The following is a 22,760-nucleotide window of genomic DNA, read 5'->3' as shown; positions in this document are numbered from 1 at the left end:
GACGGGGTGCCCGGCCCGTACGCGTATCGGCGGGCGGCCGTCGGCCTGAGCTCCTGGGCATCGTGCGCAGGCCGACCGCAATGCGCAGCCCGGCGCGCGGAGCCGGTCGAAGCCGACGGGGCGGGCGTTCGCAGGCTCGCGGTCCACGGGAAGGGCCGTGGCCCGGTCACCGGGAAGCGGCCAGGACCTCGATGTCGGCTGTCGGCTCGTCTGCGGCCTCTGCCGCCGGGTGCGCCTTGGTGAGGGTGCAGACACCGTCCACACACTGGCGTTCCAGACGGCCGCGGGAAATGGTCTGCGTCAGGCCGACCATCCAGCAGGTGGGACAGCCGCGGAAGGCGATCAGGGCCAACGGGGCCGCCAGCAGGGTGGCCGGGCCGGCGACGGGCACCAGGCCGATCGAGCCGATGATCAGCCCGAAGCCGATGACGCCGCGCGCCAGGTGGCGCGGGACGGACTTGCTGGCGAAGTTCGTCTCGGGCGCGGACTGCGCGGCGGCCCGGGCCTTCGCCCCCTGCGCGGGCTTCACGGTGGTCACGGTCATGAGTCTCCTCCGACTGGTTGGTCGATGGCTCGATCGGTCACTGTCAGTGAGTGACGCAGTGTTGCGCGCGCTCTGTGCAGCCGCGATTTCATCGCGGCGTTGCTCAGACCGAGCGAATGGGCGACGGTCCTGCCGGGCAGGCGCTGTACGTCCCGCATGATCAGGACCTGCCGCTGGTCACCGGGAAGGGCACAGACCGCAGCCGCGATCCGCTCCACCTCCAGCCTGTGCAGCACCGCGTCCTCGGCGGACGGTTCCGCGGACGCCTCCGGTTCGGCCGACGCGTCGTCGCTCCGCGAGACGAGCAGCCGTACCTGCCGGAGGCATTCGTTGCGCACAATCCGGAACATCCATGAGGCAAGCGCGCCAGTGGCCCGCAAGGTGCCGATCTTCCGGTAGAGGATGATCAGCGCCTCCTGCGCCGCGTCCTCCGCGTCCTGCGGTGAGGCGCACAGCGATATGGCGAACTTGCGCACATGGGGCTGCGATTTCATGACGACGGTGGTGAGCGAGGTGACGTCGCCGTCCTGAGCGGCCTTGATCAGCCGCTCGTCCGGCCAGGGGAAGCGTTGGTTCATCTGCTACTCATATTCGGAAGGCGCTCCGTGCGCAGGCGCTGGTCAGCTTCGGCTCTTGTAACGCCGCATCAGGTGCCAGCTGCACGCGCCCACGAGCAGGGCTCCGATCACTACGAGGCCAGTGACCATCATTGATGTTTCCTCCCGGTCCTGCCGGCCCGTTCGGCCGGTACACAGATAAGAGGCGGGGAGGTCCGGAAAGGATTCACCTCCCGGCGCTGTTGCGACTCGTGATCTCGGATCGATGCCGATCAGGTGAGGTTCAGGAGGTCGGGCGGGCGGTGGAAGTCCGTGCGCTGATTCTCCGGGCGGCGGCCATGTGCCGTCGCGGACGACGCGGGCGGTTCCGGCGACGGGTCCGTTCCGGCAGACATGCCCCGACGCACATCCCACCGAAGACCGCGCAATGACCGCTCAACAGCCCCTCACATACCACTCGTTCGTCGCACTCGCCGCGGCCGACCCGGCCGTCGTCGGCCTCGCCCTCAAGGGATCCCACGCCCATGACGGCATGGCGACCGAGCACTCCGACCATGACCTCTACGTCGTCGTCGCCGATGGTGCCGCGACCGATCTCGTCCGGTTCGCCGGCCACCGCACAGCCGAACTCGACCTCGTCGTCCTCCCGCTCGCCGACTTCCGGGCGGCCGGAATGCCCGGATTCGAGCGCTACGCCCTGGCGCGGGCCCGGGTCGTGCTCGACAGACTCGACGGGGGCATCGCCGAGATCCTGGCCGCCAAGGCACGGCTCGACTCCGCTGAAGCGTTCCGGGACGCCGCTCAGTGGCTCGACGCCTACGCCAACTCTCTCTACCGCTCCGTCAAGAACAGCCGTGACGGACATGCGCTCGCCGCCCGCCTCGACGCCGCCGACAGCATCGGACTCCTACTGGAACTGCTCTTCGCCCTGGACCGCCGTCCCCGCCCCTACAACAAATACCTGGAGCGGGAACTCAGCCGCTACCCGCTGCCCGGCTGGGACACCGACCCGCTGCTGGAGGCCTTGGACCGCATCTCGGCAACGGGCGGTGTGTCCCTCCGACGGAGCCTCTTCGCCCGGATCGAGGCAGCGGCCCGGCACGCCGGCCACGGCGCGGTGCTGGACGCATGGGGCGAGGACCTGGAGCTGATGCGACCGCGGTGGCGGGGCTCAGCCGCGGGGCTTCGGCCAGTCCTGGGTGTCCGCCCATGCGGCGTACGAGGTCCAGGGGACAGTGGGGAACTGCGCGCGCAGCGCCTCCAGGTCCACCTGGTAACCGGTGCTCTCCAGGAAGCTGTACATGGCGAACATGTCGGGGTTGACGGTGCGCAGATCCTCCAGTGCCGTCTGCCGGAACGCGACCGTGCCGCCCGCGGCCCGCCCGATCTCCTCGGCCATCCGGACGGGCGTGGGGTCGTCGCCCGCCACTTCGATCCGCTGCCCGATCCAGCGGTCCGGATCGGCCACGACCGCGGCCACGACCCGGCCCAGATCCTGTCGCGCCACCTGCTGGAGAGGAGTGTCGCCGGAGAGCGGCATGGTGAGGAGGCCGGCGGCGACCTCGTCCAGCGCGCCCAGCGCGTTGTCGTAGAAGTAGGTCGGTGCCACCACCGTCGCCGGAAGTCCTGAGCCGGCCAGCAGCTCTTCTGTCCTCGCCTTGGTCTCGAAGTGCGGGACGCCGGTGCCGCGGTTCGCACTGGCGACGGAGGCCAGCACCAGATGCGGCAGTGCGACGGCCTCGGCGGCCCGTACGATCGCCGCGCCCTGGGCCACCTCCGCGTCCAGACCGTCCTGGAACGGCGTGGTCACGGCGAACGCGGCCGTCGTACCCCTGAACGCCTCGGCGAGCGAGTCCGCGTCGAACAGATCCCCGGGGACGACCTCCGCTCCGGCCACCGCCAGCGCCCTGGCCCGCCCGCTGCGGGGATCACGCACCACGGCGCGCACGGCGCGCCCCGCCTCCAGCAGGGCGGCGGCCACCGCACCGCCCTGGCCACCGGTCGCTCCGAGTACCGCGATGGGCATGGCTTCTCCCTGATCTTCGACGGACATGGGTCCATGCTTACCAGCAGTGACCGTACCTGCCACCGGGGGGGACCCCGGGCGGTGGGCGTCGGCCCTGTCGCGTGTCCGCCTCAATGACGACCGGCACATCACTCGGCCCGGACCGTCTTGCCCACGACCCGGTCGGTGGCTCCCCCGGACGTGGCCGGCGCCCCGACCGGACGCAGGCCGTACCCCGACTCCGGCCCTCGCCCCCGTACACCGGGTTGGTGACGCCCTTCCAGACCTGCGACGGCTGCGAGCGTGCCTTCCGCTCCCCCACCCCCGGCCACTGGCGCGACTGCCGAACCGGCCATCACCGGCTCACCGTTTGAAACTGCCGAGGTCAGCGCTCCAGCCGGAGGTGGTTCTCCGCGCCCTGGCCGCGACCCCGGCGTGGACGCGTCGTCGAGGTGCTGCTGACCGGATTCGCCGGCCGGACACGCTCGAAGCACAGCTGACGCAAAGGACTTCCGCGCCGTCGGGCTCCCGTGCTTAGGTGATGGCCGCCATCACCGGAACCAGGACGAGGTGTCATATGCGGTTCGGAGCAAGGAAGTTTGCCGTGATGGCAGCAATAGCCCTCGTGGCGGGCACAGCCGGCGGGCCGACTGCGGCCGCCGAGCGTGATCACGGGCTGCCGCTCGGGCCGCGCGGCCTTCCCGAGACCCGTACGGTCGAGACCCTCCAGCCCGGCGTCACCCTGACCACGATTGTTCGCGGCGAGGCCGATCCTGCCGACGGCTGGACCGTGGAGGTCGCCGTCCCCGGTGGCGGCAACAACCCGGACCCCGACGCGCCGCCCACCGCCATCGCAGACCGGGCGCATGCCGACGCTCTCGCCGGAGCCTTGTCCGGCAAGGGATTCGTCGCTCGCGTCGAGGAGGTCACGACCCCCGCGGTGGCCGACTTCGCCGGCGGCACGCTCGGCTTCCGGGTGCGGATCGGGCTCGACGCCGACAAGGCAGCCGCCAACACCCTCCTCGCACGGGTGCGGGCCGCGGGTTTCACCGCCTCCACCGTCTTCACCGGGTGGGACGGCGCCTCGACCGACCGCGGCCCGTGGCGCGTGCAGGTGCTCACCATCGACCCCGAGAAGTTCCGCGGTGACCTCGCCGGCGACTTCGGACCGGACATCGAGCGGCGCGAGACCACCAGCGCGCTCGCCCGGGCCCGGAACGCGACTGCGGGGGTCAACGCCGGGTTCTTCGTGCTCGACCCCGCCGCCGGTGCGCCCGGCGACCCCGCCGGCCTCGGCGTCTACGACGGACAGCTGCGGAGCGAGGCCACCAACGGCCGGCCGGTGTTCACGTTCACCGCCGACGCGCGGCACGCAGGCGTCAACCGGTACAGCTGGACCGGCGAGGTCAGGGGCGGGCGCACCACGCTGGCCCTCGACGGCATCAACCGCGTCCCCGGCCTGATCCGCAACTGCGGCGGAACCCACGACGACCTGCCCACCAGCCGCCCGCTCCACGACACGACCTGCACCGACCCCGACGAGCTCGTCGCCTTCACCGCGGACTACGGCGCCTCCACCCCGGCCGGCCCCGGTGTGGAAGCCGTCCTGGACCGGCAGGGCCGGGTGACCGAGGTCCGGGAGACCCGCGGTGGCGCGCTCCCGGCGGGTGCCCGCTCGGTTCAGGGCACCGGCACCGAGGCCGCCGCCCTGCGCGCGATCGCCAAGCCGGGCACCCGCCTCGCCGTCAGCGGCCACCTGACCGATGAGCAGGGCCGACCGGCCCACAACCCGCAGATGGCTGTCAACGGCGGCCCGGAGCTCGTCCGCGACGGCCGTCCCCATGTGACATTGCAGGCCGACGGCATGGTCCGGCCCGGCGACCCGAGCTTCTACTACGGCTGGGCGGCCAAGCGGAATCCGCGCACGATCGCCGGTGTGGACGGGCATGGCCGGATCATGCTGGCCACGGTCGACGGCCGCGCCGTCGACAGCCTCGGTCTGTCCATCGCGGAGAGCGCCGCGGTGGCCGACTCCCTCGGCATGGAGAACGCCGTCAACCTGGACGGCGGCGGCTCGACCACGATGGTCGTCGACGGCAAGGTGATCAACCGCCCGTCCGACGCGGCGGGCGAGCGCCCGGTCGGCGACGCGATCCTGGTGCTGCCTTGAGTTCGGCTGCCTGATCGAGTCGTCCTTCGCGGTCGGCAGCCGCGTGGACTTCGTCGGCCACGACCTCGACGGCGAGCGGATCGTCCAGGTCTACGGCGACATCGAAGTGTTCGATCCATTCGGGGAGTTCACGTGCGTCCGGCATCCGGGAGCGGCGCACGACGAGAAGCACGCCGGACCAGTTGCCGGATGGCCCACCGGCTGACGCCTCACGACGGCATGACGGAACGCGAACTGACCGTCGACCAGTGGAGCGACGGCGATCCGGCCCACCGACAAGCCGCGACCCTCGGAGTCCCTATCCTGTCCGGATGGCCACTCCCCTTGAACTCGTCATATTCGACTGCGACGGCGTGCTCGTCGACAGCGAACGAATCGCTGTGCGCGTCCAGGTCCAAGTGGGCGCCGAGCTGGGGTGGGCACTGACGGAGGACGAGGTCATCGAGAAGTTCGTGGGCCGGTCGAACACGTCCATCGGCGAACTGATCGACGCCCGACTGCCGGGCCGGGCCCCGGTCTGGCAGGAGCGGTTCGAGCAACTCCACCGCGATGCGGTGGACACCGAACTCATCGCGGTCGACGGCATCCACGAGGCGCTGGCCGCCCTCACGCTCCCCAGCTGCGTGGCGTCGAGCGGCAGCCACGAGAAGATGCGTCACACCCTCGGCCACACCGGGCTCCACTCCCGCTTCGAGGGCCGGATCTTCAGCGCCAGTGAGGTAGCACGCGGCAAGCCCGCCCCCGATCTCTTTCTCCACGCGGCCCGGCGGATGGGGGTCGAGCCGTCCGCCTGCGTCGTCGTCGAGGACAGCAAGTACGGTATCCAGGCCGCCCGTTCGGCCGGAATGCGGTCGCTGGGCTACGCCGGCGGGCTGACCCCCGCGCACTGGCTGGAAGGCCAGGACACCGTGGTCTTCGACGACATGCGCAAACTGCCGATGCTCCTGTCCGAAATCTGAGCGTCACGTCTGCATGGGGTCGCGGAGCAGCAGGCGACCGCCTTCGTCGCCTGCTGGTGGCCGAGCCGCTGGTGTGACCCGTGCGGCGGGCGGTGACCTTCACGGTGATCTTCTTGCCGCGCTGGGCGGACTTGAGCGTCAACGAGGACTTGGTGGCTCCCGTGATCGCTTTGCCATTCGCGTACCACGGGTAGGCGTACGAGGCGGGGTGGGTGCCGGCGGGCCCACTTCGCGAGGCGCCCCGGAAATCCTCGGGGCGGAGCACGACGGCCCCGTCGGAGAGTGGAGGCGGGACTACTCCCCCAGCACCGCCTGCATCACGCTCTTCGCGATGGGCCCGCCGAGGCGTCCGCCCGAGATGTCCGAGCGGGAGATGTCCATGTCCGTCGGGTCGATGAAGACCGCGACCGCGACCGACTGCCCGTCGGCCTTCTTGCCGTACGAGACGAACCAGCCGTACGGCACCTCGTCTTTGACGTTCACGCCGCGCTGCGCCGTGCCGGTCTTGCCGCCGACCGTGACCCCGTCGATCAGGGCCCGCTGCGCGCTGCCTTCCTTGGCGGTGAACTCCATCATTTCCTGGACCTTCTTCGCCGTTCCCTCGGACACGGCCTGGCTCTTGAGCTTCGGCTCGTGCTTCTCCAGGGTCGACAGGTCGGGGCCGCGCAGTTCTTCGACGAGGTACGGCTGCATCAGCTTGCCGTCGTTGGCGAGCGCGGCGGTCACCATGGCCATCTGCATCGGCGTGCTGGTCAGGCTGCCCTGTCCCATGCCGGTCAGCGCGGTTCCGGGTTTGTCCAGGCCGGTCGGGTAGAGGCTCCTGGTGGCGAGCATGTCGCCGAATTCGTCCGAGTAGACATCGGAGTTGAAGCCGAACCTCTCCGCCGTCGCGCGCATCTTGTCCGCGCCGACCTTGGACGCCGCGTCGAGGAAGACGTTGTTGCAGGAGTGCTGCATGGCGGTCTTCATCGACGCCTTGTTGCAGACGGCGTCACCCGCCTCACTGCCGATCCTGTTCGAGGAGAGCGGCAGGGGGTACGGGGAGACCGCGTCGGACGCGGCGTCGACATCCGTGACCACCCCGCTCTCCAGGGCCGCGGCCGCTGTAAGGATCTTGAAGGTCGAGCCGGGCGGGAAGGTCTCGCGCAGCGGACGGTTGGCCAGCGGCTTGCTCCTGTCCTTGACGAGCGCCTGGAACCTGTCGCCCTCCTTGAACGTGTTTCCGGCGAAGACGGACGGGTCGTACGAAGGCGTGGAGACGAGCGCCAGGACCTTGCCCGTGCGCGGATCGAGCGCGACGACCGCGCCTCGGGCGCCGAGGTCGGTCAGTCCCTTGTAGCCGGCCTCCTGCGCCTTGGGGTCGATGGTGGTGATCACATCGCCGCCGCGGCGCTGCTCCCCGGTGAGGATGTCCTTGGCGTGCCGGAAGGCGAACCGGTCGTCCTGGCCGCTGAGGATGGTGTCGTACGTCTTCTCCAGGAGGGACATGCCCTGCGCCTGGGAGGCGTAGCCCGTGACGGGGGCGTACATCGCGCCCTGCTTGAAGGTCCGCCGGTACCTGAAGTCCGTGCCGTCGACCGCCTTGGAGCCGGTGATCGCCTTGCCGCGGACGATGATGTCCCCGCGCGGAGTGGCGAACTGGGCGATCTTCACCCGGCGATTGTGCTCGTCGGTGGAAAGCGCCTCACGCTGGAAGTACTGGAGCCAGTTCGTCCGCAGCAGCAGGGCCATGATCAGCAGCCCGCAGAAGATGGCTATGTGCCGCAACGGCCTGTTCATCGTTCCCCGCTCCCCGGAACCGGTTCGATCTTCAACAGGAGAAGATGCGCATGCCGGACGAACGGTTGCACCGGGGGCGGGCCCGCGGAAGGGGGCGCGGGCCCGCCCGGCCGGGGTGGTCGATCATTCCCGATCACCGACCCCCGAGAGACGTGGCGCGCCCGTCCTCCCGGAGGTGCGAGCGGACATCACCCGAGCGGTCCCCGCCCTCGGCGCCGTCCCGGCCCTGCCTCGGTCACAGATACTGTGCGTAATCGTCGAGGGTGCGCAGGACCTCTGCCACCCCTGCCGGGGGAAGCTGCAGGACGACCTCCTCGATGCCCAGGTCCGCGTAGTGCGCCAGCTTCCCCGCGCTCGGCAGCACCGCGTACGGCACCACCTGGAGCTGCTTCGGGTCCCGGCCCGCCGACTCCCAGGCCTCGCGCAGAGCGGGCACCGATTCCGTCAGCCCCCGGCCGCCGATCGGGAGCCAGCCGTCCGCGTACTCCGCGATATGGGCGAACAGCTTCGGCCCGGCCGCGCCGCCGATCAGGGTGCGCGGGCCGGTCACCGGGCCGCGCGCCTCCTGGACCGGTTTCGGGTACGCGTGACTGGCCCGGACGGACTCGAACTCACCTTCGTAACCCGTGGGTTCGTCCGCCCACAGGGCGCGCATCAGCGCCATCCGGTCGCGGCCCAGCTCCCGCCGGGTCCGCCAGGTCACCCCGTGGTCCGCGGCCTCCTCGACATTCCAGCCGAAGCCGAGGCCGAGCGTGAACCTGCCGCCGGAGAGGTGGTCGAGTGTGGCGATCTGCTTCGCCAGGTCGATCGGGTCGTGCTGGGCGATCAGGGTGATGCCGGTGCCGAGCGCCAGCCGCTCCGTCACCGCGGCCGCCTGGCCGAGTGCGACGAACGGGTCGAGCGTGCGGCCGTACTCGGGCGGGAGGTCGCCGCCCGCCGGATACGGGGTGTCCCTGCTCACCGGGATGTGCGTGTGCTCCGGCAGATAGAGCGCGGCGAATCCCCGCTGTTCGAGCTCGCGCGCGAGCCGTACCGGCGTGATCGTCTCGTCGGTGAGGAAGATCGTTGTGGCGATCCGCATTCGAGGACACCTCCGTCGTCGTCTGACCCCAACCTATGCGGTGCGGATCAGGACGCCCAGGACTCCCGCGTCGCCGCCCCTGTCCGTGAATCCACTTCCGTTCGCGGTGAGTTCATGGCCTCATGGCAAGGTTCCGGTGCGTCGCCCCCGTCGCTCACGACACCCTGGGGAGCCACTCGTACGACCGGACCGGACACCCCGCACAACGGCCCGCTCGGCAGGCGTGGTCTTCTCGTCGGGACCGCCGCCACCGGCCTAACGTTGTCCACTGTGAGCTTCGCGAACGCCTCACCCGGCAATGCCGGCGCCACGGACCGGGCCGACCTGACGAAGACCGTGCGCGGCACCCTGCCGACCGGGGCGCCCGATTTCGTCTATCTACCGGTCGACGTGCCTCACGGCGTACGGGAGATCGCGGTCTCGTACGCGTACGTGAAGACGCCCGTCCCGGCCGGTACCCAGGGCAACGCCCTCGACATCGGCATCTTCGACGAGCGCGGCACGGAACCGGGCGGGCGCGGGTTCCGGGGCTGGTCCGGCGGGGCGCGTGCCGGCTTCTTCATCCGGGCGGACGAGGCGACACCCGGTTATGTCGCGGGTCCGGTAAGGGCCGGGACCTGGAACATCGCGCTGGGCCCGTACACCGTCGCGCCCGAGGGCCTCCCGTACGAGGTGACTATCACCCTCCGTTTCGGCGAGTCCGGCACCACTCCGGCGCCCGTGTACCCCCCCGAGCGCGCCGGGGGACGCGGCCGCGCCTGGTACCGCGGAGACTGCCATCTGCACTCCGTCCACTCGGACGGCAAGCGCACCCCGGCCGAGATCGCCACCGCCGCGCGCGCCGCCGGGCTCGACTTCATCAACAGCAGCGAACACAACACCCACACCGCGCACAGCGCCTGGCAGGGGCTGTGGGGCGATGATCTGCTCATCCTGACGGGCGAGGAGATCACCACGCGCAACGGTCATGTGATCGCGCTCTCCACCGATCCCGGCACCTTCGTCGACTGGCGCTACCGGGCCCGCGACAACCGCTTCGGACACTACGCGAGGGCCGTCCGCCGGGCGGGCGGCCTGGTCGTCCCCGCGCACCCGCACGCCACCTGCATCGGCTGCCACTGGAAGTTCGGCTTCGACGAGGCGGACGCGGTGGAGGTATGGAACGGGCCGTACACCCCGGAGGACGAGATCGCGCTCGCCGAGTGGGACAACTCCCTCGTCGCGGCCGTCCGCGCGTCGAAGCCGTGGATCCCGGCGATGGGCAACAGCGACGCACACCGCGAGCCGGACACGGTGGGGCTGCCGCAGACCGTCGTCCTCGCCGAGGGGCTCTCGCGCGACGCGATCCTCGCCGGCATCCGGGCCGGGCACTCGTACATCGCCGAGTCGTCCGCCGTCACCCTCTCCTTCGGCGTATCGGGCGGGCGCGGCGGGCACGCGGGGATCGGTGAGCGGCTGCGGGCCGACGCGGACAGTCCGGTCACCGTACGGCTGGAGGTCACCGGGGTGCCCGGCTGCACCGCCCACTTCGTCACGGACCAGGGCACGCTGTTCACCTCCACGCTGCCGGAGTCGGGCTCGGGCACGGTGGAGTGGCGTACGACCCCGAGGTCCGCCGCCTATGTCCGCGCCGAGGTCCGCCACCCGGCCACGGTGCCCGGGCTGCCGGGGGCCCTGGCGGCGCTCACCAATCCGGTGTTTCTGGACGTCTCCTAGCTTGTTGTTCAGCCTCGCATCACCGGGCGGTCCGGCTCAGAAAGGCGAGCCGGGCCCGCTTCTCCGGCTTCTCGATCTCCGGGCCGAGCTCGAAGCCGGCCCTGACCAGCCGGGCGACCGCCTTCTCGTTGCGGGCGTCGGGCTCTGCGACGATCCGCCGGTGGGCGGGATCGCTGAAGACGTAGCCGATCAGTACGGAGAGCAGCGCGCCGGTGAACCCCGGTTCGGTGGTGCCGGGGGGGCCGACCAGCAGGTGGACTCCGTGGTCGCCGGGCTGCACGTCGTAGCACTCGCCGAGCGGGTCGGCGTCCGGTTCGTACGTCTGGAAGAGGGCGACGGGTTCGCCGTCGCGGTGGACCAGATAGGCGTGGTGCGTGGTGAGCGAGTCGAGGAACCCGTACGTCTCCAGGACCTGTTCACGGCTGTATTCGCCCATGCCCCAGAAGCGGGCGCGTTCCTCGGTGACCCAGGCGTGGAGCAGGCCGAGGTCGCCTGCCGGGTCGACGGGGACGAGGCGGACGGAGCCGAAGCCGTCGGCCTCCCTCTCGTACACACGGGGCTCGGCGCTGGTCTCGGCGCTCATCTCGGGGTCTCCTCTTCTCGGTGCAGCAGGTTCCAGTCCGTGACGACGGGGACGAGTTCTCCCCGCACCCACAGCGGGAGTTGATCGCGGTGGTGGGGGTCCCCCGGGACTCCGGACGCCCCGAGCGGGACCACCCACAAGCTGTCCTCGCGGCGCGCCAGGTCCCATACGTAGCGGGCGGCCGGGCCGCGGGCGCTGTGGTCGGTGACGCCGGGGACGCCGGACGTGGACAGGACGCAGTCGTGGTCGCCCGCGAGCCCCGGCCAGGTCTCTCCGGAGTGCGGGCCGGGCAGCGCCTGCCAGGGCGCGAGCCGGTGCACCTCGCCCCAGGGACGGGGCAATTCCTCACCCGCGACCTGCTCCACGGCGCCCGCGACCACCGCCAGCCGTTCCGCGTGCGTCAGCGGTCCACCGGTCCCCGTCAGCAGCCCCTCCAGCGCGTACGCGATCCTCGGCACCGTCGCGAGCCAGGGACGGAAGAGATCCGGGTACGGATCCGAGTGCGCCGACCCGTTCAGCGGAGCGAGCGCCGGGTGTGCGGCCAGCCGGTGCACGACCTCCGCGCGCAGCGCCGCGTACAGCGTGGCGTCCGTGCTGTCGGCGTCCATCCGCCGGTCCCAGCGCAGCAGTCGTTCGCGCAGCCGTACGGCCTGCGGGCCCGGCACCGCCACCTCTTCCAGCAGCCCCAACAGGGTTCGGGCGGAGGCGAGATGGGTGTCCATGTGGATGTTCGCCATGTCCTTGGCGGTCCAGTGGGCCGATTCGTCGAGCAGTTCACGTATCCGGTCGGCCCGGTGCGGGGGTGCGAACTCGATGCCGAGCGGGGCGGCGATCCCTCGCTGGTTGGCCATCACCGCCACGCCGAGGACGTCCGCGCGCGGCATCGGCGCGCGGCGGTCCCGCCAGGTGTGCGCGGCGTCCCAGGCGGGCACCGTACGCAGCCGGTTCGCGCGCGGGCGCACGGGTACGTGTCCGGCGACCCGGTGCAGGGTCGCACCCGCCGTGTCCGCCGCCAGGACCACATTGACCGGCTCCACCCAGTGGTCGAGCGCGGTGTCGAGCTCGGCGACCGTGCGGCAGCCGAGCATCGCGAGCAGGGCGTCGAAGCCGAGCTCGCCGGTGACGCGGGGCGGGTGGCGGAGGCTGACGGCTTCCTCGCCGGCGTCCGGGCCGCCGATGATCACAGGACCGCGGCAGGTCTCCACGACCTCGACGGTCACGGCGTCCGCGCCCGCCACGTCGATGGTCTCGGTGTGGGTGGCGGCCGGTTCCCAGCCGTCGGGGCCGAGCGCCTCGACGTCACCGGCCGGTGTGCGCCGCAGCCGTTCCCGGTAGAGATCCTGGTAGTCGGCCATGGCGTTGGTGATCGCCCAGGCGACGTGCCCGGTGTGGCCGAAGTGGGCCAGACCGGGCACGCCGGGGACCGCGAGGCCCACCACGTCGAACTCGGGGCAGGCGAGACGGATCTGCTGGTAGACGCCCGGGTCCTCGATGAACCGGTGCGGGTCGCCCGCGATGATCGGCGCCCCGGTGGCGGTGCGCTCAGGGGTGACGAGCCAGCCGTTGCTGCCGGAGGTACCGGGGCCGTCGGTGGCGAAGAGTTCGATGGCGTCGTCGCCCAGCCGGCGGGCGACCTCCTCGCGCCAGAGCTTGGTGGGAAAGCCCGCGAACAGGATGTGGGTGGAGAGCCAGACGCCGAGCGGGGTCCAGGGCCGCCAGGTTCCCGGGGCGAGGCCGACAGCGGCGAACTCGGGCGCTCTGTCCGCCCCTTCCGTCAGGCCCGCGTTGACGCCGTCGACGTACGACCGCACCCAGTCGGCGGTCCGCGGTGCGGCGCATTCCAGACGCTCGAAGCAGCGCCGGGCGGTGTCGTCCAGCCGGGCCCGGCGGGCGAACCGGTCCCATTCGACGGCGTCCGTACCGAGAAACGCGGCGGTGGTGCCCTGCGCCCGGTGCCGTTCGACCTCGATCTGCCAGGCACGGTCCAGGGCGGCGTTGTGGCCCTGGGCATGGGCGAGTTGACGGATTCCCGGCGCACGCAGGTGGGGTATGCCCCAGTCGTCCCGGTAGACCTCGTTGCGCATGCCGTTCCCGCCCTTGCTCGACCCCCGCTCAAAATTTAGGTTAGCCTAACCTAAATCAGAGCCCTGGGTCACTGGCGCACGGCTTGCCCGTCACGCCGCTCCGGCTGTCGGTGCCGGTCCTGCACCTTGGTCCGGCACAGGCCGGCTGGCGCTGCTCTTCCTCCGGGTCGCCCCCGCCCACCACGACGCGGTGGTGGCCGCACTCTGCCGTCACCCGGAGATCAGCTACGTCTCCACGATGCTGGGCAGAGCCGACGTCTTCGCCCAGGTTCTCGTCCAGGACGACAACGAGCTGTGGAGGTTCCTGCAGAACCAGGTGCGCCCGTTGGAAGGGGTGCTGGACACCGAGGCGGTGCTCGAAGTGGCCGTCCACAAGCTGTGGTTCAACGGCCGGGTGCCGCTGTCACCGACCTCCGCGCCATGAATCGCCACGCATCGCACTGACCGGGGAACGAATCCCCGGTCCGGCTCCTCTGTGGGGTGACGCATCCCGTCACCCGTTCTTCGCAGAGGAGCCGTCATGCGCCCGACCCGCCCCACCGCCACCGCGCTCGCCGCCGCCGTCGCCACGGTCCTGACCACGGACGCCCTGCTGCACCTCTTCTGGTCCACCGGCGCCACCTGGCCCGCTCAGGACGTCACGACGCTCTCGTACGCGGTACTGGGCGCCGACGTTCCGTTCACCCCACCGGTCCTGCTTCCCCTGGCCACCGTGCTGTCGACCGGATCCGCACTGGTCGTGGCCCGCGCCCGGCTCGGCCGCCGCACCCGCATCGGCCGTCTCCTGCAGGCCGCCACGCTGGCCGTCGGCTGCGGTACGGCGGTCCGCGGACTGGTGGGCGTCGCCTGGGCGTTCGGCGTACGGGCGGGTCTCGACGACGGGGCGGGAGACACGTTCTACTGGCTCAACCTGGCCCTGTACACGCCCCTGTGCCTGGCCATGGCCCTGGCCGCGTTCCGCCTGGCGGCAACGGACGACTCCACGAAGAACGAGACCGCGACGGAGGAAGCCCCCGCCCGTGTCCGATGACCACGACCGCGCGGTGCTGCTGGTGCGCGCCGCCCAGCGCGGCGACACGATCGCCATGAACGAACTCCTCGACCTCCTCGTCCCGTACGCGGGCCGCATCTGCACACCCATCGCGCTCGCCGACGGACCGGACGCCGTGCAGGAGACCCTGGTCGCCGTCTTCCGCGGTCTGCGGACGCTGAAGGAACCGGCCGCGCTGTACGGCTGGGTGCGCGCGATCGCCTGCCGCGAAGCGGTCCGTGTCGCCCGCCGCGCCGCCCGCGCCGTCCCCGCCGACCTCACCTCGCTGCCCGGCCGCGGCGACCCGCAGCTGGCCGCCGACATCGACGACACCCTCGCCCGGCTCTCCCCCGAACACCGCGCGGTCCTGGTCCTGCGCGACATCGAGGGCTTCGACGAACAGTCCGCCGCCGCACTGCTCGGCCTGCGCGTGGGCACCGTGAAGTCACGGCTGCACCGGGCCCGGGACTCCTTCAGGAAGGCATGGTCGTCATGACCGACAACCACCCCGCCCCGGGCTCCGTCCCGCGGCCCGTCGCAGCCGGCCTCGACCCGGTCCGCCGCCTGCACGCCCTCGCGGCGGGTGTCCGCGGTGCCCGTGTCACCACCCGCGAGGTCGCCGCCCCGTACGACACCGTCGTCCCGATCCTCGCGGACCTGGACGGTGAACTGGCCCACCTGGTCCCGGACATGCGCGGCCTGCGCCTGACCCGCGCGGACGGCGACCGGATCGAGGCCGTGGCCGTGGGCCGCCTCGGCCTGCGGGCGCGTTTCGACGGCATCCGCCGCCCCGGCTGGGTATGGCTGCAGAGCCGCTTCCTCCTGATCGGCATGGCGGCCACCCCCTCCGCCACCGCCCCGGATCACACCCTGGTGGCGTTCACCGGCGGCGTACGCGTCCCGGGCCACGCGGCTCTGCTTCCCGTGGCCGTGGGGCGGGCGGGGCGACGGGTGCTGGGACGTCTGGAGGAGCGGGTGGCGGGGTGACCGCTCAGTCCTCGACGACGAGCGCCGGGGTCTCCTTCGTCAGCACCTCGCCGCGGAAGAACGAGGGGCTCCTGCGCTGCATCGCCACCATCAGCACCACACCGAGCAGCAGCAGCCCCACACCGATCACGAACACCGAACCCACCCCGAGGACCGACGAGCCGGAACCGTACGCCGGGTCCCACATGTCGTAGAGGGTCTTGCCGAAGACGGCGGTGAGCAGGATGCCGCCGACCACCGGGAAGAGACCCTTGAAGACCAGGTCGCGGGCGGAGCGGGTGAGTTCGGCGCGGAAGTACCAGGCGCAGGCGAACGCCGTCAGCGCGTAGTAGAAGCAGATCATGAGACCGAGCGCGTAGATCGTGTCGACCAGGACATGCTCGCTGACCAGGGTCATGACCGTGTAGAAGACACCGGTCGCGACGCCCGCCGTGACGGTTGCCCTCCCGGGCGTCTTGAAGCGCGGGTGGACCCGGGCGTACGAGGCGGGCAGGGCCTCGTACGTGGACATGGCCAGCACCGTGCGCGCCACGGGGATGAACGTGGTCTGGAGGCTCGCCGCGGCGGAGGCGAGGACGGCGACGAACAGCAGGATGCCCAGGCCGGGACCCATGATCGGGCCGGCCAGCGCGGCGAAGACGTTGTCGGAGGTGTCCGGGTTGGCCAGGCCGAGACCGGTGGTGCCGGAGCCGACGGCCATTTGGGCGGCGACCCCGGTCGCCAGGTAGGAGCCGACCAGGACGACCATCGCGATGAGTGCGGCGCGGCCGGGGGTCTTCTCGCTGCCGGTCGTCTCCTCATTGGCGGTGAGGCAGGTGTCCCAGCCCCAGAACATGAAGATCGACAGCGACAGGCCCGCGGTGAAGGCGGCGAAGGACTGCACCGCGAACGGGTTCAGCCACGACCACGAGAAGTGGACCGACGACGCGAAGTCCCCGCTCGCCCCCTTCTGCACCGCCATCGTCACGAACAGTGCGAGGACCACGAGTTGGAGCCCCACCAGCGCGTACTGGATGCCCTTCGTGGCTGTCATCCCCCGATAGCTGATCGCCGTGGCGACCGCGATCAGGATGAGACAGGTGAGGATGTGGACGGGCTTGTTGTCGTCCAGGGCAGCGATCGAGTCGCTGCCGGTGATCTCGCCCGCGAGCAGCCAGAAGTACGAGGTCGCCACGCCCGCCAGGTTCGACAGGACGATGATCGTGGCGATGACCAGCCCCCAGCCGCACATCCAGCCGACGCGCGGGCCGAATGCCTTCACCGTCCAGGTGAAGGAGGTACCGCAGTCCGGCATGACCTTGTTGAGTTCGCGGTAGGCAAAGGCGACCAGCAGCATCGGCAGGAAGCCGGCCAGGAAGACGGCGGGCATCTGGACGCCGACCTCGCCCGCGGTGGAGCCGAGGGTGGACGTGAGGCAGTAGACGGGGGCGACGGTCGAGATGCCGATGACGGCGCTGCCCATCAGTCCGACGGAATTGCCGCCCAGACCCTTGCCGCGAACACCGCCGTCGGCCGGGGCGGTGCCCCGTCCCGTGTCTCCGGCCTGCGGCCGCACGTCCAGCTGACTCATGAAAAGGACGGTATGCGCTGCGATATCCACATCCGGAGTGCAAGACTCCGATATCTCGACCTTGGATTGGATGACCAATAACCGCTAAACGCAGATGAATTGAACATGAACACGGCGGATCGCCACTCAATCAATGGTCGAGGCTCGATCGAGTCATCGTGCGAGAACCGCAGCACTGTCCGGTTTATGTTGATTCGAAAATTTCCCGCGGCTGTCCGTTATCCGGACAGCCGCCCCGCCGCGATGCTCAGCCGGGCCAGACGATCGCCTGGAGTTCGCTGTACGCATGCAGCGCGTACGAACCCACGTCGCGCCCCACCCCGCTCCTCTTGAACCCGCCGAACGGGGCCTCCATGTTCCGGCCGATCGTGTTCACCCCGACCCCGCCCGCGCGCAGCCGGCGCGCCACCCCGAAGGCCCGCGCCACGTCCCCGGACCAGACGTAGTCGATCAGTCCGTAGTCGCTGTCGTTGGCGAGTGCGATGCCCTCCTCCTCGTCGTCGAAGGGGACGACCACGACGACCGGGCCGAAGATCTCCTCCCGGGCGACCCGCATGTCGTTGGTGCAGTCGGCGAGGAGTGTCGGTGCGACATAGAAGCCGCGGTCGTGTCCTGCCGGTCGCTCGCCGCCCGTGACGACCCGGGCGCCCTCCTTCCGGCCCAGTTCGACGTACGACTCGATGCGGTCGCGGTGGGCGGCGGAGATGACCGGTCCGACGACGGTCCCCTTCGCCGCCGGGTCGCCGACCGGCAGATGACCTGCGTATGCGGTGAGCCTCTCGATCAGCGCGTCGTGGACGCCCCGCTGGACGAGGACGCGCGTCGGAGCCGTGCAGATCTGGCCGCTGTAGAAGGAGAACGTCGTGCCGATGCCCGCCACCGCCGCGTCCAGGTCGGCGTCGTCGAGGACGACCGCGGCGCCCTTGCCGCCCAGCTCCATCAGCTGCCGCTTCATCCCGCGCCCGCACACTTCGGCGATGCGCTGTCCGACGGCCGTGGAGCCGGTGAAGCTGACCATGTCGACGTCCGGGGAGTCGACGGCCGCCTCGCCCGCCGCGGGGCCCGAACCGGTGACGACGTTGACGACGCCCGCCGGCACGCCCGCCTCCGCAAGCGCCTCGGCCATCCGGTAGACGGAGAGGGGGTCCTGCGGGGCGGGCTTCACGACGACCGTGTTGCCCATGGCGAGCGCGGGGGCGACCTTGCCTGCCGGATTGGCCCAGGGGTTGTTGTACGAGGTGATGCAGGTGACGACGCCGACCGGCTGGCGTACGGCGAGTGCGCCGAAGACACCTGCCCTGCCCATCGGTCCGGCCTCGTTGATCTGCGGGGGGATCGCCTCCTCGACCGGTTCCAGGGCGCCCCTCGCATACCGCCGGAAGCGGGCGGCGCCGACGGCGACCTGCATGGACCGGGCCGTTCCCGTCGTCGCGCCGCTCTCCGCCCGCGCGAGTGCGGCGTTGGCGGCGAGGTCGCGCTGCATCAGATCGGCGGCGCGGTCGAGGATCGCCGCACGCTCCTCGGGACGGGTGCGGGACCAGGCGGGGAAGGCTCGGCGGGCCGCGGCGGCCGCCGCGTACACCTGCGCGCGGCTCGCCTCGGGTGCGAGACCGACGACGTCCTCCGTGGCCGGGTTGATCACCTCGTAATGGCCGTCGTCGGGTTCGGTCCACTCGCCGCCGATGAAGAGGCGCTGGGGTGTGGTCACTGGGTGCTCACCGTCCGGGTGTCGCGGCCGGAGCGGAGCACCGTGCCGGGGACCGCACCGGTCACCTTGTCGTCGCGCAGCGTCTCCACGCCGTTGACGCGGACCGACACGATGCCGATGGCCTTGGAGTCGAGGCGCGGGCTGTCGCCGGGCAGATCGTGTACGAGGTTGGCGGGCCCGGCGTCGATGCGTTCGGGGTCGAAGAGGACGAGGTCGGCGTGGAAGCCCTCCTGGATCCGGCCGCGGTCACGCAGCCCGAAGAGCCGGGCGGGGTCGTCGGTGAGCATTTTGACGGCGGCGGGCAGGGAGACGAGTTTCCGGCCGCGCAGGCAGTCGCCGAGGAAGCGGGTGGTGTACGGGGCTCCGCACATCCGGTCCAGATGGGCGCCCGCGTCGGAGCCGCCGAGCATGACGTCCTCGTGTTCCCAGGTCTGCTGCCGCAGCGCCCAGGAGTCCGGGTCGTTGTCGGTGGGCATGGGCCACAGCACCGTACGGAGCCGGTCGGCGGCGCAGATCTCGACGAGGCAGTGGAAGGGGTCCTGGCCGCGCTCGGCAGCGATGTCACGGACGACGCGCCCGCTGAGCCCCTCGTTCGCCGCGCTGTACGTGTCGCCGATGACGTACCGGCCGAAGTCGGCGAGACGGCGGAAGACTCCTGCCTCCTTGCTGTCCGCGCGGCGGAGCATCTCGGCGCGGGTGCCGGCGTCGCGGAGCCGTTCGATCCGCTCGGGGACGGGGAGGGAGAGGATCTCGCCCCAGCCGGGGATGAGATTGAGGGCGCAGAAGGTGCCGAGCGACATGTTCATGGGGGTGAGGATCGGCATGGTGAGGGCGACGATCCGGCCGCCCGCGCGGCGGGCCCGTTCGCCGGGAACGAGCTGGCGCGGTACCCGTTCGGGGACGGCGGCGTCGATGGTGAGGACGTTCCAGTTCAGGGGGCGTCCGGCGGTCGCGGTCATGTCGACGAGGAGGTCGATCTCGTCGTCGGAGAACTGGTCGAGGCAGCCGGCGACGATCGCTTCGAGCTGGGTGCCTTCGTGTTCGCCGACGGCGCGGGAGAGCGCGAGGAGTTCTTCGGGGAGGGCGTGCCGGGAGGCGACGGGCCTGCCGTCGCCGTCGGAGTGGGTGGCGGACTGGGTGGTGGAGAGCCCCCACGCCCCGGCGTCCATGGCGTCGTGGAGGAGACGCAGCATCGCGTCGAGCTGGGCCGGGGTGGGCTGTCCGCCGACAGCGTCGGCACCCATGACGTGCCGTCGCAGGGCGCAGTGACCCACCATGAACCCGGCGTTGACGGCGATGCGTCCTTCGAGTGCGTCGAGGTACTCGCGGAAGCTGGACCAGGACCAGTCGACGCCTTCCTCCAACGCCTTGAGGGCCATGCCCTCGACCTTGGACATCATGCGGCGCGTGTAGTCGGCGTCCTCGGGACGGTCGGGGTGGAGGGGGGCGAGGGTGAAGCCGCAGTTGCCGCCGGCGACGGTGGTGACGCCGTGGTTCATGGAGGGGGTGGCGTACGGGTCCCAGAAGAGCTGGGCGTCGTAGTGGGTGTGGGGGTCGACGAAGCCGGGGGCGAGCACGAGTCCGGTGGCGTCCTCCGAGGTCACGGCCTCCTCGATGAGGGTGCCGGGCTCGGCGATGACGGCGATGCGGCCGTCGCGGATGCCGAGGTCTGCGGTGTACGAGGGAGCGCCGGTGCCGTCCACGACGGTCGCTCCGCGGATGAGGTGGTCGAGCATGACGGGTTCCCTTCTGCCGTGGGTGTGCAGCCGGGGTGCGTACGACCGCGGTACGCACCCCGGCTTGCGGAGCGACGGTCCGGGAAGACGCCGCTCGTGTGGGGGCGGGGACGGTCCCGCGGGGCTGTCCCCCCACCCGCCCCCTCCCGCAACCGGGGGAGGAGCCCCGGTTCCGGGAAGGGGCGGGTGCGCGAACGGGCCCGCCGCAGGCGCCCCGGGCTACGCCGCCTCGCGGAACCGCGTCGTGCGGTGCACCGGATCCGTATCGATCTTCGGAATCACGTGCTCACCGATCAGCCGGATCGAGTTCATCGTGTCCTCGGGGCTGATCCCGATCGGCAGCCCGAAACTCAGCTGGTCCGCCCCCGCCTGCTCCCACCGCTTGCACTGCCGCAGCACCTCGTCCGGATCCCCGCAGATCATCAGCTCCTCGGCGATCAGCAGCTCGATGATCTCCTCGCTGTACTCGGGCAGCAGCTCCGGCCACCGCGGAATGCCCTCGGGCCGCGGGAACGTGTCGTGGTAGCGGAACAGCAGCGACTGGAGGTAGTTCAGCCCGCCGCCGACCGCGATCTCGACCGCCTTGGCGTGCGTCTCGGCACAGATGGCCGTGGACGTCACCATGACGTTGTCGTTGACGAAGCCACCGACCGGCTCCGCGTCCTTGACGGCCGTCTTGTACGACTCGACGACCCACTCCATGTCCGAGACCTTCTGCACGCTGAAGCCCAGCACGCCGAGGCCCTTCCGCCCCGCCATGGCGTACGAGGACGGCGACCCCGCCGCGTACCACATCGCCGGGTGGGACGCCCCGTACGGCTTCGGCAGGATCTTGCGGGGCGGCAGCGACCAGTGCTTGCCCTGGAAGCCGACGTACTCGTCCTGGAGCCACATCTTGGGGAACTCGGCGATGGTCTCTTCCCAGAGTTCCTTGGTGTGGTTCATGTCGGTGATGCCCGGCATGAACCCGAGGATCTCGTGGCTGCCGGCCCCGCGCCCCGAGCCGAACTCGAAGCGGCCTTCCGACAGATGGTCGAGCATGGCGACCTTCTCGGCCACCTTCACGGGGTGGTTGACGGGGGCGAGGGGATTGAAGATGCCGGATCCGAGGTGGATCCGTTCCGTGGCGTGCGCGAGGTACCCCAGGTACACGTCGTTGGCCGAGAGATGCGAGTACTCCTCCAGGAAGTGGTGCTCGGAGGCCCAGGCGTACTTGAAACCGGACCTGTCCGCCTGGATGACGTACTCGGTCTCCTCGATCAGCGCCTTGTGCTCTGCCTCGGGGTCGGCCTCGGCGCGCGCGGCGGGCACGTACCCCTGTACAAACAGCCCGAATTCCAAGGAGGTTCACCGTCCTCAATTATTTCTGACACACCGTCAGATTGTGATGCGACCGACTGTTCCACCGGCCGCCCGACCCGTCAATACCTGACGCATCGTCAGCTCTCCTGTCCTCAGAACAGACTCACCCCGGCCAGCCACCCGCCGTCGATGACGAACGGCTGCCCGGTGATGTACGAGGAGTCCTCCGAGGTCAGGAAGAGCGCCAGGGCCGCGACCTCCTCCGGCTGCCCGATCCGTCCCAGCGGCACGAGCTTCCTGTAGAGCTCCGCCACCGCCGCCCGGGACTCCTCCGGGTCCGCGGCCGGATCGAGTGCGGCCGGGTTCGTCATCGCCGTGTCCACGGCCCCCGGGCACACCGCGTTGACCCGTATCCCCTTGCCCGCGAGCTCCACCGCCGCGACCCTGGTCAGCCCGAGCACGGCATGCTTGGTCGCGGCGTACGCGCCGACGAAGGCCATGCCGGTGAGCCCGGTGTACGAGGCGGTGTTGACGATCGTCCCGCCGCCCGCGGCCTCGATCTCCGGCGCGATGTTCTTGATCCCCAGGAACGCGCCCACCTGATTGACCTGCACCACCTGCTGGAACTCCTCCAGAGGGGTGGTCACCAGTTCGTTGAACCGGAGAATCCCCGCGTTGTTGACCAGGCCGTCGATCTTCCCGAAGGCGTCCCTGGCGGCGGCGACCGCGCCCTGCCACTCCTCCTCCCGGCTCACATCGAGGTGCACGAACCGGGCGACCCCCTCCCCCAGCTCCTTCGCCAGCGCCTCCCCCTGGTCGTCGAGCACATCGGCGATCACCACCCGAGCGCCCTCCTCGACGAAGAGCCGCGCCTCCTGCTCGCCCTGCCCGCGTGCGGCGCCGCTGATGAGGACGGTGCGCCCATCCAGCTTGCCCATGTCCGTACTCC

18 protein-coding genes and 2 pseudogenes are annotated in these 22,760 nt (G+C 70.9%); 9 read left to right on the top strand and 11 right to left on the bottom strand.

The annotated features are described in order from the left end of the window. Positions 1–166: 166 nt before the first annotated feature. Positions 167–544, bottom strand: coding sequence for a hypothetical protein (locus ACFU6I_RS15280; protein ID WP_384365895.1), 378 nt, complete (start codon positions 542–544; stop codon positions 167–169). Beyond that, positions 541–1,122, bottom strand: coding sequence for an RNA polymerase sigma factor (locus ACFU6I_RS15275; protein WP_384365892.1), 582 nt, complete (start codon positions 1,120–1,122; stop codon positions 541–543). Before ACFU6I_RS15275 ends, ACFU6I_RS15280 begins: the two co-directional genes overlap by 4 nt. Positions 1,123–1,528: 406 nt before the next feature. On the opposite strand from ACFU6I_RS15275, the pseudogene ACFU6I_RS15270 reads away from it, so the two are divergent. Further along, a pseudogene (locus ACFU6I_RS15270) lies at positions 1,529–2,263 on the top strand (hypothetical protein); the annotation flags it as partial. A 9-nt stretch (positions 2,264–2,272) separates the two neighbouring features. Here ACFU6I_RS15270 and ACFU6I_RS15265 read toward each other — a convergent pair. Beyond that, positions 2,273–3,154, bottom strand: coding sequence for an NmrA family NAD(P)-binding protein (locus ACFU6I_RS15265; RefSeq protein WP_384365889.1), 882 nt, complete (start codon positions 3,152–3,154; stop codon positions 2,273–2,275). 559 nt (positions 3,155–3,713) lie between these two features. Between ACFU6I_RS15265 and ACFU6I_RS15260 the strand changes: the two genes are divergently transcribed. The 3 genes from ACFU6I_RS15260 to ACFU6I_RS15250 all read left to right on the top strand — a co-directional run bounded on the left by ACFU6I_RS15260 (position 3,714) and on the right by ACFU6I_RS15250 (position 6,235). Further along, positions 3,714–5,276, top strand: a complete 1,563-nt coding sequence (locus tag ACFU6I_RS15260; protein ID WP_384365887.1) for a phosphodiester glycosidase family protein — start codon at positions 3,714–3,716, stop codon at positions 5,274–5,276. A gap of 43 nt (positions 5,277–5,319) precedes the next feature. Beyond that, positions 5,320–5,481, top strand: a complete 162-nt coding sequence (locus ACFU6I_RS15255; RefSeq protein WP_384365884.1) for a hypothetical protein — start codon at positions 5,320–5,322, stop codon at positions 5,479–5,481. 106 nt (positions 5,482–5,587) lie between these two features. Continuing rightward, positions 5,588–6,235 carry an HAD family hydrolase gene (locus tag ACFU6I_RS15250; RefSeq protein ID WP_345517616.1) on the top strand — a complete coding sequence of 216 codons (648 nt, stop codon included), beginning with the start codon at positions 5,588–5,590 and terminating at the stop codon, positions 6,233–6,235. 294 nt (positions 6,236–6,529) lie between these two features. On the opposite strand, the gene ACFU6I_RS15245 is transcribed toward ACFU6I_RS15250, so the two are convergent. Further along, positions 6,530–8,014 carry a peptidoglycan D,D-transpeptidase FtsI family protein gene (locus tag ACFU6I_RS15245; protein WP_384365881.1) on the bottom strand — a complete coding sequence of 495 codons (1,485 nt, stop codon included), beginning with the start codon at positions 8,012–8,014 and terminating at the stop codon, positions 6,530–6,532. Between the two features lie 235 nt (positions 8,015–8,249). Further along, the gene (locus tag ACFU6I_RS15240) at positions 8,250–9,095 is read right to left on the bottom strand and encodes an LLM class F420-dependent oxidoreductase (protein ID WP_384365878.1); all 846 of its coding nucleotides are present in this window, start codon (positions 9,093–9,095) and stop codon (positions 8,250–8,252) included. 261 nt (positions 9,096–9,356) lie between these two features. Between ACFU6I_RS15240 and ACFU6I_RS15235 the strand changes: the two genes are divergently transcribed. Next, positions 9,357–10,811, top strand: a complete 1,455-nt coding sequence (locus tag ACFU6I_RS15235) for a CehA/McbA family metallohydrolase (protein WP_384365875.1) — start codon at positions 9,357–9,359, stop codon at positions 10,809–10,811. 19 nt (positions 10,812–10,830) lie between these two features. On the opposite strand, the pseudogene ACFU6I_RS15230 reads toward ACFU6I_RS15235, so the two are convergent. Beyond that, a pseudogene (locus ACFU6I_RS15230) lies at positions 10,831–13,478 on the bottom strand (GNAT family N-acetyltransferase). 145 nt (positions 13,479–13,623) lie between these two features. Here ACFU6I_RS15230 and ACFU6I_RS15225 point away from each other — a divergent pair. From ACFU6I_RS15225 to ACFU6I_RS15210, 4 genes are all read left to right on the top strand, one after another. After that, complete coding sequence (locus tag ACFU6I_RS15225; protein WP_384365909.1) at positions 13,624–13,902, top strand: Lrp/AsnC family transcriptional regulator; 279 nt, start codon at positions 13,624–13,626, stop codon at positions 13,900–13,902. Between the two features lie 96 nt (positions 13,903–13,998). Then, a complete protein-coding gene (locus ACFU6I_RS15220; RefSeq protein ID WP_384365872.1) occupies positions 13,999–14,508 on the top strand; it encodes a DUF3995 domain-containing protein in 510 nt (169 codons plus the stop codon). Next, positions 14,498–15,004 carry an RNA polymerase sigma factor gene (locus ACFU6I_RS15215; RefSeq protein ID WP_384365869.1) on the top strand — a complete coding sequence of 169 codons (507 nt, stop codon included), beginning with the start codon at positions 14,498–14,500 and terminating at the stop codon, positions 15,002–15,004. The genes ACFU6I_RS15220 and ACFU6I_RS15215 overlap by 11 nt, the downstream gene beginning before the upstream one ends. Then, a complete protein-coding gene (locus ACFU6I_RS15210; RefSeq protein ID WP_384365866.1) occupies positions 15,001–15,495 on the top strand; it encodes a hypothetical protein in 495 nt (164 codons plus the stop codon). The genes ACFU6I_RS15215 and ACFU6I_RS15210 overlap by 4 nt, the downstream gene beginning before the upstream one ends. 4 nt (positions 15,496–15,499) lie before the next feature. Here ACFU6I_RS15210 and ACFU6I_RS15205 read toward each other — a convergent pair whose 3' ends face one another. The 5 genes from ACFU6I_RS15205 to ACFU6I_RS15185 all read right to left on the bottom strand — a co-directional run bounded on the left by ACFU6I_RS15205 (position 15,500) and on the right by ACFU6I_RS15185 (position 22,749). Next, positions 15,500–17,065, bottom strand: a complete 1,566-nt coding sequence (locus ACFU6I_RS15205) for an APC family permease (protein WP_327245817.1) — start codon at positions 17,063–17,065, stop codon at positions 15,500–15,502. Between the two features lie 247 nt (positions 17,066–17,312). Next, the gene (locus tag ACFU6I_RS15200) at positions 17,313–18,773 is read right to left on the bottom strand and encodes an aldehyde dehydrogenase family protein (RefSeq protein WP_384365863.1); all 1,461 of its coding nucleotides are present in this window, start codon (positions 18,771–18,773) and stop codon (positions 17,313–17,315) included. Continuing rightward, positions 18,770–20,509: an amidohydrolase family protein gene (locus tag ACFU6I_RS15195; protein WP_384365860.1), complete on the bottom strand. Its 1,740-nt coding sequence runs from the start codon at positions 20,507–20,509 to the stop codon at positions 18,770–18,772. Before ACFU6I_RS15195 ends, ACFU6I_RS15200 begins: the two co-directional genes overlap by 4 nt. A gap of 219 nt (positions 20,510–20,728) precedes the next feature. Then, entirely contained in the window at positions 20,729–21,850 is a 1,122-nt protein-coding gene (locus ACFU6I_RS15190) for an LLM class flavin-dependent oxidoreductase (RefSeq protein ID WP_384365857.1), read from the bottom strand. A 113-nt stretch (positions 21,851–21,963) separates the two neighbouring features. Beyond that, positions 21,964–22,749: an SDR family NAD(P)-dependent oxidoreductase gene (locus ACFU6I_RS15185; protein ID WP_384365854.1), complete on the bottom strand. Its 786-nt coding sequence runs from the start codon at positions 22,747–22,749 to the stop codon at positions 21,964–21,966. Positions 22,750–22,760 lie beyond the last annotated feature (11 nt).

It is taken from the genome of Streptomyces sp. NPDC057486, from assembly GCF_042802415.1.
GTDB lineage: Bacteria > Actinomycetota > Actinomycetes > Streptomycetales > Streptomycetaceae > Streptomyces > Streptomyces yanii.
This window is presented reverse-complemented; position numbering and strand designations above follow the sequence as displayed.

Bases quoted from the DNA above. Each gene is read 5' to 3' on its own strand.
- ACFU6I_RS15240 (WP_384365878.1), bottom strand. From the start codon at position 9,095: ATGCGGATCGCCACAACGATCTTCCTCACCGACGAGACGATCACGCCG.
- ACFU6I_RS15185 (WP_384365854.1), bottom strand. From the start codon at position 22,749: ATGGGCAAGCTGGATGGGCGCACCGTCCTCATCAGCGGCGCCGCACGC.
- ACFU6I_RS15245 (WP_384365881.1), bottom strand. From the start codon at position 8,014: ATGAACAGGCCGTTGCGGCACATAGCCATCTTCTGCGGGCTGCTGATC.
- ACFU6I_RS15275 (WP_384365892.1), bottom strand. From the start codon at position 1,122: ATGAACCAACGCTTCCCCTGGCCGGACGAGCGGCTGATCAAGGCCGCT.
- ACFU6I_RS15220 (WP_384365872.1), top strand. From the start codon at position 13,999: ATGCGCCCGACCCGCCCCACCGCCACCGCGCTCGCCGCCGCCGTCGCC.
- ACFU6I_RS15250 (WP_345517616.1), top strand. From the start codon at position 5,588: ATGGCCACTCCCCTTGAACTCGTCATATTCGACTGCGACGGCGTGCTC.
- ACFU6I_RS15265 (WP_384365889.1), bottom strand. From the start codon at position 3,154: ATGTCCGTCGAAGATCAGGGAGAAGCCATGCCCATCGCGGTACTCGGA.
- ACFU6I_RS15210 (WP_384365866.1), top strand. From the start codon at position 15,001: ATGACCGACAACCACCCCGCCCCGGGCTCCGTCCCGCGGCCCGTCGCA.
- ACFU6I_RS15205 (WP_327245817.1), bottom strand. From the start codon at position 17,065: ATGAGTCAGCTGGACGTGCGGCCGCAGGCCGGAGACACGGGACGGGGC.
- ACFU6I_RS15280 (WP_384365895.1), bottom strand. From the start codon at position 544: ATGACCGTGACCACCGTGAAGCCCGCGCAGGGGGCGAAGGCCCGGGCC.
- ACFU6I_RS15260 (WP_384365887.1), top strand. From the start codon at position 3,714: ATGGCAGCAATAGCCCTCGTGGCGGGCACAGCCGGCGGGCCGACTGCG.
- ACFU6I_RS15195 (WP_384365860.1), bottom strand. From the start codon at position 20,509: ATGCTCGACCACCTCATCCGCGGAGCGACCGTCGTGGACGGCACCGGC.